General features: G+C 70.5%; 13 protein-coding genes. 9 read left to right on the top strand and 4 right to left on the bottom strand.

The genetic code is table 11. The features are described 5' to 3' along the window. Positions 1-6 precede the first annotated feature (6 nt). Complete coding sequence (locus tag OCU_RS42135) at positions 7-1614, top strand: MFS transporter (RefSeq protein ID WP_026071284.1); 1608 nt, start codon at positions 7-9, stop codon at positions 1612-1614. Between the two features lie 116 nt (positions 1615-1730). Then, complete coding sequence (locus OCU_RS42130; RefSeq protein WP_014380662.1) at positions 1731-3482, top strand: proline--tRNA ligase; 1752 nt, start codon at positions 1731-1733, stop codon at positions 3480-3482. Here OCU_RS42130 and OCU_RS42125 read toward each other — a convergent pair. Both OCU_RS42125 and OCU_RS42120 read right to left on the bottom strand, forming a co-directional pair. Then, on the bottom strand, positions 3479-3925 hold the full coding sequence (locus OCU_RS42125; protein ID WP_008258734.1) for a ferritin-like domain-containing protein: 447 nt from the start codon (positions 3923-3925) through the stop codon (positions 3479-3481). The genes OCU_RS42130 and OCU_RS42125 overlap by 4 nt on opposite strands. Next, positions 3922-4449 carry a hypothetical protein gene (locus tag OCU_RS42120; RefSeq protein ID WP_014380661.1) on the bottom strand — a complete coding sequence of 176 codons (528 nt, stop codon included), beginning with the start codon at positions 4447-4449 and terminating at the stop codon, positions 3922-3924. Before OCU_RS42120 ends, OCU_RS42125 begins: the two co-directional genes overlap by 4 nt. Before the next feature lie 207 nt (positions 4450-4656). Here OCU_RS42120 and rimP point away from each other — a divergent pair, with 207 nt between their 5' ends. From rimP to OCU_RS42085, 7 genes are all read left to right on the top strand, one after another. Next, the gene (gene rimP / locus OCU_RS42115) at positions 4657-5181 is read left to right on the top strand and encodes a ribosome maturation factor RimP (RefSeq protein ID WP_014380660.1); all 525 of its coding nucleotides are present in this window, start codon (positions 4657-4659) and stop codon (positions 5179-5181) included. A gap of 158 nt (positions 5182-5339) precedes the next feature. Then, a complete protein-coding gene (nusA, locus tag OCU_RS42110; RefSeq protein ID WP_009955964.1) occupies positions 5340-6386 on the top strand; it encodes a transcription termination factor NusA in 1047 nt (348 codons plus the stop codon). 156 nt (positions 6387-6542) lie between these two features. After that, the gene (locus OCU_RS42105) at positions 6543-6818 is read left to right on the top strand and encodes a YlxR family protein (protein WP_009955965.1); all 276 of its coding nucleotides are present in this window, start codon (positions 6543-6545) and stop codon (positions 6816-6818) included. A 75-nt stretch (positions 6819-6893) separates the two neighbouring features. Next, a complete protein-coding gene (infB, locus tag OCU_RS42100; RefSeq protein ID WP_041787088.1) occupies positions 6894-9665 on the top strand; it encodes a translation initiation factor IF-2 in 2772 nt (923 codons plus the stop codon). A gap of 6 nt (positions 9666-9671) precedes the next feature. After that, a complete protein-coding gene (rbfA, locus tag OCU_RS42095) occupies positions 9672-10160 on the top strand; it encodes a 30S ribosome-binding factor RbfA (protein ID WP_008258717.1) in 489 nt (162 codons plus the stop codon). Next, entirely contained in the window at positions 10135-11136 is a 1002-nt protein-coding gene (locus OCU_RS42090; RefSeq protein WP_179960084.1) for a DHH family phosphoesterase, read from the top strand. Before rbfA ends, OCU_RS42090 begins: the two co-directional genes overlap by 26 nt. Further along, a complete protein-coding gene (locus OCU_RS42085; protein ID WP_014380657.1) occupies positions 11133-12467 on the top strand; it encodes an MATE family efflux transporter in 1335 nt (444 codons plus the stop codon). The genes OCU_RS42090 and OCU_RS42085 overlap by 4 nt, the downstream gene beginning before the upstream one ends. Here OCU_RS42085 and OCU_RS42080 read toward each other — a convergent pair. Beyond that, positions 12464-13030, bottom strand: a complete 567-nt coding sequence (locus OCU_RS42080; protein WP_036390080.1) for a hypothetical protein — start codon at positions 13028-13030, stop codon at positions 12464-12466. The genes OCU_RS42085 and OCU_RS42080 overlap by 4 nt on opposite strands. A gap of 49 nt (positions 13031-13079) precedes the next feature. Then, the gene (locus OCU_RS42075; RefSeq protein ID WP_014380655.1) at positions 13080-13829 is read right to left on the bottom strand and encodes an enoyl-CoA hydratase; all 750 of its coding nucleotides are present in this window, start codon (positions 13827-13829) and stop codon (positions 13080-13082) included. Positions 13830-13853: the final 24 nt, after the last annotated feature.

Below are 13853 nucleotides of genomic sequence, written 5' to 3'. Positions count from 1 at the left end.
CCCTTTATGACGGCTCTCAACGACTCAGAGCGCGCTGTCCAAAACTGGACGTCTGCACGCCCCGATCGTCCGGCCCCGGTGCGCACGGCGGAGACCGCCGCAAAACCCCCGGCGGAGACCGCCTCCAATCGCATCAGCAAGTACTACCCGGCGTGGCTGCCCTCGCGACGCTTCATCGCGGCCGTCATCGCCATCGGCGGTATGCAGCTGCTTGCGACGATGGACAGCACCGTCGCGATCGTCGCGCTCCCCAAGATCCAAAACGAGCTCAGCCTGTCCGACGCCGGCCGCAGCTGGGTGATCACCGCCTACGTGCTGACATTCGGCGGGCTGATGCTGCTCGGCGGGCGGCTCGGCGACACCATCGGGCGCAAGCGCACCTTCATCGTCGGTGTCGCCCTGTTCACCATCTCCTCCGTGCTGTGCGCCGTCGCCTGGGACGAGGCGACCATGGTCATCGCCCGACTGTCGCAGGGCGTCGGGTCGGCCATCGCCTCGCCGACGGGCCTGGCGCTGGTGGCGACCACCTTCCCCAAGGGACCGGCGCGCAACTTCGCGACCGCGGTCTTCGCCGCGATGACGGCCGTCGGCTCGGTGATGGGCCTCGTGGTCGGGGGAGCGCTCACCGAGGTGTCGTGGCGGCTGGCGTTCCTGGTGAACGTGCCGATCGGCCTGGTGATGATGTATTTGGCCCGCACCGCGCTGCGCGAGACCAACCGCGAGCGGATGAAGCTGGACGCCACCGGCGCCATGCTGGCCACCCTGACGTGCACCGCCGCGGTGTTCGCCTTCTCGATGGGGCCGGAAAAGGGGTGGGTTTCGATCACCACCATCGGTTCGGGTGTGGTGGCGATGCTCGCCGGGCTGGGCTTCATCATCGTGGAGCGCACCGCCGAGAACCCCGTCGTGCCGTTCGATCTGTTCCGCGACCGCAACCGCCTGGTCACGTTCACCGCGATCTTCCTGGCCGGCGGGCTGATGTTCAGCCTGACCGTGTGCATCGGCCTGTACGTGCAGGACATCCTGGGCTACAGCGCGCTGCACGCCGGCGTCGGCTTCATCCCGTTCGTCATCGCGATGGGGATCGGCCTCGGCATCTCCTCGCAGCTGGTGTCGCGGTTCTCGCCGCGGGTCTTGACCATCGGCGGCGGCATCCTGCTCTTCTGGGCGATGCTCTACGGCTGGGCGTTCATGCACCGCGGCGTCGCCTACTTCCCCAACCTGGTGTTGCCGATCGTGGTCGGCGGGATCGGCATCGGCATGGCCGTCGTGCCCCTGACGCTGTCGGCCATCGCCGGTGTGGGTTTCGATCAGATCGGTCCCGTCTCCGCGGTCACGCTGATGCTGCAGAGCCTGGGTGGCCCGCTCGTGTTGGCCGTCATCCAGGCCGTGATCACTTCGCGGACACTGTATTTGGGCGGCACCACCGGCCCGGTGAAGAACATGACCGACGCGCAGCTGCAGGCGCTCGACCACGGCTATACCTACGGCCTGCTGTGGGTGGCCGGGGTGGCCGTCATCGTCGGCGGTGCGGCGCTGCTCATCGGCTACACACCCGACCAGGTCGCGCACGCGCAAGAGGTCAAGGAAGCGATGGACGCCGGGGAGCTGTAGCTCGCTGACCCTCCGCGAGAGTGCAGCTACCTACGTCCTACTCGGGAAACGCGTCGCTGGTTGCAGTCTCGGGCTGCCGGATACCGGGCCCCGCGTCACCGCTAGGCTAGCCCGCTGTGATCACCCGGATGTCCCAGCTGTTTTTGCGCACGTTGCGCGACGATCCCGCCGACGCCGAAGTCGCCAGCCACAAGCTGCTGATCCGGGCCGGCTACATCCGGCCCGTCGCGCCCGGGCTGTACAGCTGGTTGCCGCTGGGCCTGCGGGTGCTGCGCCGCATCGAGGGCATCGTCCGCGAGGAGATGAATGCCATTGGCGGGCAAGAGATCCTGTTTCCCGCCCTGCTGCCCCGCGCGCCCTACGAGGCGACGAACCGGTGGACCGAATACGGCGACTCGGTGTTCCGGCTCAAAGACCGCCGCGGTAACGACTACCTGCTGGGCCCGACGCACGAGGAGTTGTTCACCCTGACGGTCAAGGGCGAATACAGCTCCTACAAAGACTTTCCGGTCCTGCTCTACCAAATCCAGAACAAGTACCGCGACGAGGCGCGGCCGCGCGCCGGCATCCTGCGCGTGCGGGAGTTCCTGATGAAGGACTCCTACTCGTTCGACGTCGACGACGCCGGGCTCAAGGCCGCCTACCACGCGCACCGCGAGGCCTATCAGCGCATCTTCGCGCGCCTGCAGGTGCGCTACGTCATCGTCTCGGCGGTCTCCGGCGCCATGGGCGGCAGCGCCTCCGAGGAGTTTCTGGCCGAAAGCCCGGTCGGCGAGGACACCTTCGTGCGCTGCCTGGAGTCCGGCTACGCGGCCAACGTCGAGGCCGTCGTCACCGCGCGCCCGGAGGCGCAGCCGATCGACGGGCTGCCCGAGGCGGTGGTCCACGACACCGGCGACACCCCGACCATCGCCACCCTGGTGGACTGGGCCAACACCGCCGACCTGGGCCGCACCGTCACCGCGGCCGACACGTTGAAGAACGTCCTGCTCAAGGTGCGCGAGCCCGGTGGGGACTGGGAGCTGCTGGCCATCGGGCTGCCCGGCGACCGCGAGGTCGACGACAAGCGGCTGGGCGCGGCGCTCGAACCGGCCGAATACGCGATGCTCGACGACGCCGACTTCGCCAAGTATTCCTTTCTGGTGAAGGGCTACATCGGCCCGAAAGCGTTGCGCGACAACGGTGTTCGCTACCTGGTCGATCCACGCGTGGTCGACGGCACCAGCTGGATCACCGGGGCCGACGAGCCTGGCCGGCACGTCGTCGGGCTGGTCGCCGGCCGCGATTTCACCGCCGACGGCACCATCGAGGCCGCCGAGGTGCGCGACGGGGACCCGTCGCCGGACGGCGCGGGCCCGCTGGTGTCGGCGCGCGGCATCGAGGTCGCGCACATCTTCCAGCTCGGCCGCAAATACACCGACGCCTTCACCGCCGACGTGCTCGGCGAGGACGGCAAGCCGGTGCGCCTGACGATGGGCTCCTACGGCCTGGGCGTCTCGCGGATGGTGGCCGTGATCGCCGAGCAGCACCACGACGAGCTGGGGCTGCGGTGGCCGTCGTCGGTCGCGCCCTTCGACGTCCACCTGGTGATCGCCAACAAGGACGACCGGGCCCGCACCGGGGCCACCGAGCTCGCCGGCGAGCTCGACCGGCTGGGCGTCGACGTGCTGCTCGATGACCGCCAGGCGTCACCCGGCGTGAAGTTCAAGGATGCCGAGCTGTTGGGCGTGCCCTGGATCGTGGTGGTGGGGCGCGGCTGGGCGGACGGCGTGGTGGAACTGCGCGACCGCTTCGGCGGGCAAACCCGCGAACTGGCGACGGGGGCGTCGCTGGCCGCCGACATCGCGGCGGCGCTTGAGACGGGCTAGTCGTTGCCGCCCGGGAAGCTCGTCGTGATCGGCCAGGCGCCCAACACCCGGTTCCACCGGGCGGCCATGACCGCGCTTTGCACCAGCGCCGTCGAAGCGAACGCCCGGTCCTCGGCGGTCTCGGCGTGTTCGGCGACAACGCGCCACGCGCCGGCGCCGTCGTTCTCCATCCGCGCGGCCAGCCGCGCCGCGTCCGCCGGGCTGCCGACCACCAGGGGCAGCTGGTAGCCGGCGGCGGCAACCGGGGCGGTGACCTTGCGGGCGGTCAGCATCGCGATGACGTCGTCGCGGCGCTGCCGGTGCTGCTCGAGCGCCTCCACCACCATGCCGTTGACGCTGGGCGGCGACATGGCCGAGACGATGCCGTAGCCGTAGATCGTCGAGTGTTCGATGGCCAGCGCGTCGGACAGCGCGGCGTTGTCGGCGTCCTTCCCCGAGCTCATATCGACGGTCCCCCGGGCACCAGCGCCACGGTGTAGGACGCCGTGCAGGACGCGGCGATCGAGGCGAGCAGCCCGGCCCGGTAGCCGGATTCGGTGCCCACCAGGCGAGCGGCGCTGTCGGCCGAGGCGTGCAGCGCGTTGATCACGTCGGCCACCGGCGGCGGGGGAGGCGGGGGACCGGCCGGCTCGGCCTGACTCGGGCTGGGCGTTTCGCTCGACGACGGCGCGGCGAGCTTGCCGGCGGCCCGCGCGATCTCGGTGGACAGCGCGCGGGCGTGCGCGGCGCGCTGGCTCGCCACCACCGTCAGCGCGGCGGCGACCTGCGGGGGGTTCCCGACGGCCGAGGCGGCGGCACTCGCCAGCGCGCTGTCGTGGCGCGCCTGGTCCAACGGGCCCAGCAGTTGTTCGACGGGCGGGGGCTTGGGCGCGGACTTTCCGCACGCGGACACCACACCGAGCGCGGCCAAAGCGACGCCGCCGGAGAGGACGTCTCGCCGGTTGACGAACGGAACTGCGCTAGGCACAAGCACATCCTGCCACCGGTGCGTCGGCGGGCACGAAGCCAGCACGCGATCGCGCCGCCATCCGCGATTCCTGGCGTATCGTGGATAGCTGGTTCTCGCAGAGGACAGCCAGCACGTTCTCCGCCGGGACACCGGAAGCCGGACGCGAAGCCATCGCGGCGGCGACATCCGCCAGATGACCGGACAACTCAAGATGAGGAGCTCGCCGTGACCACCGGGCTACCGTCGCAGACGCAGGTGATCGAGCTACTCGATGCAGAGTTTGCGCGCGCGGGATACGAGATCGAAGACGTGGTCATCGACGCACGCACCCGGCCCCCACGCATCACGGTGATCGCCGACGGCGACGACGGCCTCGACCTGGACACGGCCGCCACGCTGTCACGCTCGGCGTCGGCGCTGCTCGACGATCTGGACACCATCGGCGACCACTACGTGCTCGAGGTCTCCTCGCGCGGCGTTGACCGCCCCCTGACCAGCGCGAAGCACTTCCGCCGCGCCCGCGGCCGCAAGGTCGACGTCACCCTCTCCGACGGATCGACGCTGACCGGCCGCATCGGCGAGACGAACGAGGACGCCGTCGCGCTGGTGGTTCGCACCGGCCGAGACTGGGCGATCCGCGAAATCTCGCTCGGTGATGTCGTCAAAGCTGTTGTCCAGGTGGAGTTTTCGCCCCCTGCCGACGCCGAACTGGCACTGGCGAAGCGTGGGGCTGGGGAGGAGCGGTGCTGATGAACCGCGCCGGCGACGATGCAGAGCGTAGCGATGAGAAGGAGCGGTGCTGATGAACCGCGCCGGCGACGATGCAGAGCGTAGCGATGAGAAGGAGCGGTGCTGATGAACCGCGCCGGCGACGATGCAGAGCGTAGCGATGAGAAGGAGCGGCGCAGATGAATATCGACATGGCCGCACTGCATGCGATCGAGGTGGATCGGGGCATCTCGGTCAACGAGCTGCTCGAGACCATCAAGTCCGCGCTGCTCACCGCCTACCGGCACACCGAGGGCCATCAGAACGACGCGCGGATCGAGATCGACCGCAAGACCGGCGTCGTCCGGGTGATCGCCCGGGAGACCGACGAAGACGACAACGTCATCAGCGAATGGGACGACACCCCCGAGGGCTTCGGGCGCATCGCCGCCACCACCGCACGCCAGGTGATGCTGCAGCGATTTCGCGATGCCGAGAACGAGCGCACCTACGGTGAGTTCTCCACGCGTGAGGGCGAGATCGTCGCTGGCGTGATCCAGCGTGACAGCCGGGCCAACGCGCGCGGCCTGGTGGTGGTGCGGATGGGCACCGAGACGAAGGCGTCCGAGGGCGTGATCCCGGCGGCCGAGCAGGTCCCCGGCGAAAGCTACGAACACGGCAACCGCGTGCGGTGTTACGTGATCGGGGTGACCCGCGGGGCCCGCGAGCCGCTGATCACGCTGTCGCGCACCCACCCCAACCTGGTTCGCAAGCTGTTCTCCCTGGAGGTGCCCGAGATCGCCGACGAGTCGGTCGAAATCGTGGCCGTGGCGCGCGAGGCCGGCCATCGCTCCAAGATCGCGGTGAAGTCGAACCTGCCCGGCCTGAACGCCAAGGGCGCCTGCATCGGCCCGATGGGTCAGCGGGTCCGCAACGTGATGAGCGAGCTCTCCGGCGAGAAGATCGACATCATCGACTACGACGAGGACCCGGCCCGCTTCGTCGCCAACGCGCTGTCACCCGCCAAGGTGGTCTCGGTGTCGATCATCGACCCGTCCGCCCGCGCCGCCCGGGTGGTCGTCCCCGACTTCCAGTTGTCACTGGCCATCGGCAAGGAGGGCCAGAACGCGCGGCTGGCCGCCCGGCTCACCGGCTGGCGCATCGACATCCGCGGGGACTCGCCCGGCGGGCATCCGGAGAACGAGCCCGAACACGGCGCCACCCACGGAATGGCCCACGACCGCTAGGGCGTACCCGCACATCCTCGGGCGGTGCTGACCATCGATCCGGTGACGCTAGACTATTTCTGATCCAGCGTGAGCCTTCGGCCTCCGAAACCCAGAAGGGCGCACCGACACATGGGTGGACCCGTGCGGACGTGTATCGGGTGCCGAAAGCGAGAGTTGGCCGTCGAACTGCTTCGCGTGGTGGCTGTGCCGACCGGGAACGGCGAATTCGCCGTGATCGTTGACACAGGCAGTCGCCTGCCGGGGCGGGGTGCGTGGCTGCATCCCGTGCCGCACTGCGCACAACAGGCGATCCGGCGGCGGGCTTTCACCAAGGCGCTGCGCATCACCGGTTCACCGGACACCTCCGCGGTGGTCGAGCACATAGAGTCGCTGAGTGCGCCCGATCGCCCGGCAACAGAACAGGTAGCAAAGAACATGAGCACACCGTGAAGTCCCGATGACAATGTGTCATAGCTAAACCCGAGGCGCGGCCCCACGACTGTCGCCTCATAGACAGGAGATGTAGTGGCAGGTAAGGCCCGCGTACACGAGTTGGCTAAGGAACTCGGTGTCACCAGCAAGGAAGTCCTCGCCCGACTGAATGATCAGGGCGAATTCGTCAAATCCGCATCGTCGACGGTAGAAGCACCGGTCGCTCGCCGGCTGCGCGAGTCCTTCGGGGGCGGCAAGCCCGCGGCCGAGAAGGCCCCCGCGAAGGCCGCGAAAGGCGACGCCAAGGCGTCCGCCAAGGCCCCCGACAAGTCGCTCGACGCGGCCCTCGACAACGCGATCAACAAGCCCGCCGGCAACGGCGAAGCGACCGCGTCGCCGGCCCAGCCCGGTGGCGCGGCGCCCGCTGCCGCCGCCCAGGCCTCCGGCGCCGCGCCGAGCGACGCCCCGGCGCGACCGGGGCCGGCCCCCGCGCGCCCGTCGGCGCCGTCGCCAGGGCAGCCGAAGCCGCCCGCTCCCGGCCAGGCGCCGCACCCCGGCATGACGCCGGGCCCGCGCCCCGGCCCCATCCCCAAGCCCCGCGCCCCGCGCGTCGGCAACAACCCGTTCTCGTCGGCGCAACCCGTCGACCGGCCCATCCCGCGCCCGGCGGCGCCGCGTCCCGGAGCGCCCCGCCCGGGCGCGCCGCGGCCCGGCGCCTCCCCGGGCAACATGCCACCCCGGCCCGCCGGCGCCGCCGGACAGGGCCGCCCGCCGCGCCCCGGCGCCCCGCGGCCCGGCGGCGGCCGGCCCGGTGGTCCCGGCGGTCGTGACGGGGGAGGCGGCAACTACCGCGGCGGTGGCGGCGGAGTCGGCGCCCCGCCCGGAGGCGGCGGCGGTTTCCGCGGCCGGCCCGGTGGCGGCGGCGGCCGTCCCGGCCAGCGCGGCGGTGCGGCCGGCGCGTTCGGCCGTCCCGGCGGCGCGCCCCGGCGTGGCCGCAAGTCGAAGCGGGCGAAGCGCGCCGAGTACGAGAACATGCAGGCCCCGGTCGTCGGCGGTGTGCGGTTGCCGCATGGCAACGGCGAGACGATCCGGCTGGCCCGCGGCGCGTCGCTCTCCGACTTCGCCGACAAGATCAACGCCAACCCGGCCTCGCTGGTGCAGGCGCTGTTCAACCTCGGTGAGATGGTGACGGCCACCCAATCGGTGGGCGACGAGACGCTCGAGCTGCTGGGCAGCGAGATGAACTACGTCGTCCAGGTCGTCAGCCCGGAGGACGAGGACCGCGAGCTGCTCGAGTCCTTCGATCTGACCTACGGCGAGGACGAAGGCACCGAGGAAGACCTGCAGACCCGCCCGCCGGTGGTGACCGTGATGGGTCACGTCGACCACGGTAAGACCCGGCTGCTGGACACCATCCGTAAGGCCAACGTGCGCGAGGCCGAGGCGGGCGGCATCACCCAGCACATCGGCGCCTACCAGGTGTCCGTCGAGCACGACGGCGACGAGCGGCCGATCACCTTCATCGACACCCCGGGTCACGAGGCGTTCACCGCCATGCGTGCCCGCGGCGCGAAGGCCACCGACATCGCGATCCTGGTGGTGGCCGCCGACGACGGTGTCATGCCCCAGACGGTGGAGGCCATCAACCACGCGCAGGCCGCCGACGTGCCCATCGTGGTCGCGGTCAACAAGATCGACGTGGAGGGCGCCGACCCGGCCAAGATCCGCGGCCAGCTCACCGAATACGGTTTGGTGGCAGAGGATTTCGGTGGCGAGACGATGTTCGTCGACATCTCCGCCAAGCAGGGCACCAACATCGACGCGCTGCTCGAGGCGGTCCTGCTGACCGCCGACGCCGCCCTGGACCTGCGGGCCAACCCCGACATGGAGGCCCAGGGTGTCGCGATCGAGGCGCACCTGGACCGCGGCCGCGGGCCGGTCGCGACCGTGCTGGTGCAGCGCGGCACGCTGCGCGTCGGCGACTCGGTGGTCGCCGGCGACGCCTACGGGCGCGTGCGCCGCATGGTCGACGAGCACGGCGACGACGTCGAAGAGGCGTTGCCGTCGCGGCCCGTGCAGGTCATCGGGTTCACGTCGGTGCCCGGCGCCGGTGACAACCTGCTGGTCGTCGACGAGGACCGCATCGCCCGCCAGATCGCCGACAAGCGCAGCGCCCGCAAGCGCAACGCGCTGGCGGCCCGCTCGCGCAAGCGGATCAGCCTGGAGGACCTGGACTCGGCGCTGAAGGAAACCAGCCAGCTGAACCTGATCCTCAAGGGCGACAACGCCGGTACGGTCGAGGCGCTCGAAGAGGCCCTGATGGGCATCCAGATCGACGACGAGGTGGCGCTGCGCGTCATCGACCGCGGCGTCGGTGGCATCACCGAAACCAACGTCAACCTGGCGTCGGCGTCGGACGCGGTGATCATCGGCTTCAACGTGCGGGCCGAGGGCAAGGCCACCGAGCTGGCCAACCGCGAGGGCGTGGAGATCCGCTACTACTCGGTGATCTACCAGGCGATCGACGAGATCGAGAAGGCCCTGCGCGGCATGCTCAAGCCGATCTACGAGGAGAACCAGCTGGGTCGCGCCGAGATCCGGGCGATCTTCCGGTCCTCCAAGGTCGGCATCATCGCCGGCTGCATGATCAGCTCCGGCGTGGTGCGGCGCAACGCCAAGGCCCGGTTGCTGCGCGACAACGTCGTGGTCACCGAGAACCTCACGATCAACTCGCTGCGACGCGAAAAGGATGATGTGACCGAGGTCCGCGAGGGCTTCGAATGCGGTATGACGCTGGGCTATTCCGACATCAAGGAAGGCGACATCATCGAGTCCTACGAGCTGGTCCAAAAGGAACGGTCGTGACCCGGCATGGCTGACCCCGCCCGGGCCCGCCGCCTCGCCAAGCGGATCAACACGATCGTCGCCTCGGCGATCGAGTTCGAGATCAAGGACCCCGGGCTTGACGGGGTCACCATCGTGGACGCGAAGGTGACCGCCGACCTGCACGACGCGACCGTGTTCTACACGGTCATGGGGCGCACGCTGGACGACGAGCCGGACTACGGCGCGGCCGCGGCCGCGCTGGAGCGGGCCAAGGGCGCGCTGCGCACCATGGTCGGGGCGGGCACCGGCGTGCGCTTCACGCCCACCCTCACGTTCACCCGCGACACCACGTCGGACAACGTGCAGCGGATGGACGAGTTGCTGGCGCGGGCCCGCGCCGCGGACGCTGATCTGGCGCGGGTTCGTTCGGGCGCCAAGCCGGCTGGGGAGGCCGATCCATACCGGGATAGCGGATCGGGCGCCGAGCCCGGCCTCGACGGGAGCATCGGTGACGACGACCAACGCGAATACTGAACTGGCCGGTGTGGGTGCACGCGTCGACGCGCCGGCCGCCGTCGACCTACTGTCGGACGCCGCCACCGTCGCGGTGATCGCCCACGTGCATCCCGACGCCGACACCATCGGCGCCGGTCTGGCGCTTGGTTTGGTGCTCGACAAGTGCGGCAAGCGGGTCGAGGTCAGTTTCGCCGAGCCCGCCGGCCTGCCGGAATCGCTGGCGTCGCTGCCGGGCCGTCACCTGCTGGTCAGCCCGGACGCGATGCGCCGCGACGTCGATCTGGTTGTCACCGTTGACGTTCCGAGCGTCAAGCGCCTGGGCGCGTTGAGCGAGCTGGCCGTGTCGGGCGCCGAGGTGCTGGTGATCGACCACCACGCCTCCAACGACATGTTCGGCACCGCCAATTTCGTTGACGTGTCGGCGGATTCGACCACGATGATGATCGCCGACATCCTCGACGCGTGGGGCAAGCCCATCGATTCCGACGTCGCGCACTGCATCTACGCCGGCCTGACGACCGATACCGGATCGTTCCGCTGGGCCAGCGCGCGCGCCCTTCGTCTGGCCGCCCGGCTGGTCGACGCCGGCGTGGACAACGCCGCAATCAGCCGGACCCTGATGGACACCCATCCGTTCGGATGGCTGCCGCTGCTGTCGCGCGTGCTGGCGTCGGCCCAGTTGGTGCCGGGCGCGGCCGGCGGCCGGGGGCTGGTGTATGCCGTTGTCGGCCACCAGGATTGGAGCGGCTCCCGCCCGGAGGAAGTCGAAAGCATCGTCGACATCGTGCGGACCACGCAGCAGGCCGAGGTGGCCGCGGTCTTCAAGGAGGTCGCGCCGGGGCAGTGGTCGGTATCGATGCGGGCCAAGGCCGAAGTGGACCTGGCGACGGTCGCGTCCGCATTCGGCGGCGGCGGGCACCGGCTGGCGGCCGGCTACTCGACCACCGGCCCGATCGAGGACGCCGTCGCGGCGCTGCGCACCGCGCTCGGGTGACCGAGCCGGATCGACCCGACGCCGGGGGCCGTCGGATCGCCGGCCTGGCGCTACCCGCGCTGGGCGTGCTGGCGGCCGAACCGCTCTACCTGCTCTTCGATACCGCGGTCGTCGGCCGGCTCGGCGCCCTGAGCCTGGCCGGGCTGGCCATCGGCGGGCTACTGCTCAGCCTGGTGGGTTCCGACCTCACCTTCCTTTCCTACGGCACGACGGCACGCTCGGCCCGCCACTTCGGCGCCGGCAACCGCTCGTCGGCGGTGACCGAGGGCGTGCAGGCGACGTGGTTGGCGCTGGGGCTGGGCGCACTCGTCGTGATCGCGGTGCAGACTGCGGCGGTGCCGCTGGTGTCGGTGATCGCCGGCGGCAAAGTGGGCGGGGAGGCGATCGCCGCGGCGGCGCTGCCGTGGCTGCGCATCGCGATCTTCGGCGCCCCGGCCATATTGGTGTCTCTGGCGGGAAACGGGTGGATGCGCGGCGTGCAGGACACCGTCCGCCCGCTGCGTTATGTGGTTGCCGGCTTTGGGCTTTCGGCGCTGCTGTGCCCGCTGTTGGTCTACGGCTGGCTGGGGTTGCCGCGGTTGGGGCTGGCCGGATCGGCGGTGGCCAACCTGGCGGGCCAGTGGCTGGCCGCGGTGCTGTTCGGGCGCGCGCTGCTGGCCGAGCGGGCACCGCTGCGGCTGGACCGCGCCGTGCTGCGGGCCCAACTCGTGATGGGCCGGGACCTGGTGGTGCGGACGCTGGCTTTTCAGGCCTGCTTCGTCTCGGCGGGCGCGGTCGCCGCCCGATTCGGCGCCTCGGCGTTGGCCGCGCATCAGGTCGTGCTGCAGCTGTGGGAATTCCTTGCGCTGGTGCTGGATTCGTTGGCGATAGCGGCGCAGGCCCTCGTGGGCGCCGCGCTGGGCGCCGGTGACGCCGCACACGCGAAATCGGTGGCGCGACGGGTGACGCTGTTCTCGGCGGCGGCCGCCGCCCTGCTGGCGGCCCTCTGCGCGGTCGGGTTTTCCGCGCTGCCCCGCCTGTTCACCGACGACCGTTCGGTGCTGGCCGCGATCGGGGTGCCGTGGTGGTTCCTGGTGGCCCAATTACCCTTTGCCGGAATTGTTTTCGCCCTGGATGGCGTGCTGCTGGGTGCGGGGGACGCCGCGTTCATGCGCACCGCCACCGTGATCAGCGCGCTGGTCGGCTTCTTGCCGTTGATCTGGCTGTCGCTGGTGTTCGGCTGGGGTCTGGCGGGCATCTGGACGGGGCTGACCACGTTCGTGCTGCTGCGGCTGGTCTTCGTTGGCGCCCGGGCGATCTCGGGCCGTTGGGCGGCCACCACGGGCCGCTAGAACGCCCAGCTGCCCGAGCGCTGCACGACGAATCCGTGGTCGCCGCTGGTGGTGTCCAGGCAGGCGACCAGGTTGTCGGCTCCCACCGCGCAGGTGACGTTGAGGTAGGTCAACTTCTGGCCCGCGGCCAACAGCTTGGCGCCCGTGGGCAGCGCGGGCGGGTTGCCGTCGCATCCGCTGTAGGACATGCGGCTCAATTGGTAGCCGGGGCCCTTGAAGTCGACGGAACCCACGACGCAATCGCCCGGCCGCGGGTGGCCCCCGGGGATGGGGACGTCGTCCATGCCCGACATGTCGCCCTTGCACTTGATGTCCTGCGAGGGTTGCGGCGCGGGCGCCGGCCCGCCGTAAAAGTCACAGACCAGCGCGTACGGGGCGGAAAAGGCGATCCGCGGCGAGGCGCCGGTGCTGAGGTAGCCCTCGGCCGGGACGGCGGTGTAGCCGTCGAGGTTGGGGAACTTGGGCGGCGGCTGCGCGGCCGCGAGGGGGCCACCGGCCGCGATCGCCGATGCCGCCAGCGCCAGGCAGGCGAGCGCCCTGCTGATTCCCACAACCGCGCGCATCACCTGATCGTATTGGGTGGCCGGAAATCGGCCCGACCGGACCGCCCGATCAGCGAACCTGGGCCCGCCCGCGTTGCAGCACGGCCTCGCGGTTGGCGGCGATGTCGTCGCCGCTGGTCCGGAATTGCCGGGCCGCCATCGCCTCCTGCCAGAGCCCCGCGCCGGTCTGCGCGTCGTCGATGCGGTGATAGGACGCCAGCAGCGCCCGCACCGCGTCCTGGTTGTTCCCCACGATCGACGCGGCGACCTGGCGCGCGGCACCCAGCAGCCGCTCGTGGGGCACCACCTCGGTCACCAGGCCGGCGCGCAGCGCGTCGGCGGCGGACAGGTAGTCGCCGGTCATGCTCATCCGCCGGGCCAGGCCGATGCCCACCTTCTGCGGTAACCGCACGCTCAGCCCCCATGTGGGCAGCAGGCCCACCCGGGCGTGCGTGTCGGCGAAGCGGGCGTTCTCCGAGGCGATCAGGATGTCGCAGTACAGCGCCAGCTCCAGCCCGCCGGTCACCGCGGCGCCGTTGATGGCGCCGATCACCGGCTTGGTCATCGCCGGCCACCGCGGCGAGATGTCCGGCAGCGCCGACGAGCCGCCGAGCTCCTTGAGATCGAGTCCCGCGCAGAACACCGGGTCGGTGCCGGTGACGATGACGACGTCGACGTCGTCGTCGGTTTCGGCGTCGGCCAGCGCGCCGAAGAAGCGGTCCCGCAACGCCGAGGACAGCGCGTTGCGCGATTGGGGTCGGTTCAGGGTCAGGGTGCGGACCCGTTCCTCGGTGTGGATCAGCAGGATCTCGTCGGTCATGAATGCAACCGTAGTCAGCCGTCC

This window comes from Mycobacterium intracellulare ATCC 13950, assembly GCF_000277125.1.
GTDB lineage: Bacteria > Actinomycetota > Actinomycetes > Mycobacteriales > Mycobacteriaceae > Mycobacterium > Mycobacterium intracellulare.
This window is presented reverse-complemented; position numbering and strand designations above follow the sequence as displayed.

Excerpts from the sequence above, each read along its gene's own strand:
- OCU_RS42135 (WP_026071284.1), top strand. The coding sequence starts at position 7 with ATGACGGCTCTCAACGACTCAGAGCGCGCTGTCCAAAACTGGACGTCT.
- OCU_RS42125 (WP_008258734.1), bottom strand. The coding sequence starts at position 3,925 with ATGAGCTCGGGGAAGGACGCCGACAACGCCGCGCTGTCCGACGCGCTG.
- nusA (WP_009955964.1), top strand. The coding sequence starts at position 5,340 with ATGAATATCGACATGGCCGCACTGCATGCGATCGAGGTGGATCGGGGC.
- rbfA (WP_008258717.1), top strand. The coding sequence starts at position 9,672 with ATGGCTGACCCCGCCCGGGCCCGCCGCCTCGCCAAGCGGATCAACACG.
- OCU_RS42080 (WP_036390080.1), bottom strand. The coding sequence starts at position 13,030 with ATGCGCGCGGTTGTGGGAATCAGCAGGGCGCTCGCCTGCCTGGCGCTG.
- OCU_RS42075 (WP_014380655.1), bottom strand. The coding sequence starts at position 13,829 with ATGACCGACGAGATCCTGCTGATCCACACCGAGGAACGGGTCCGCACC.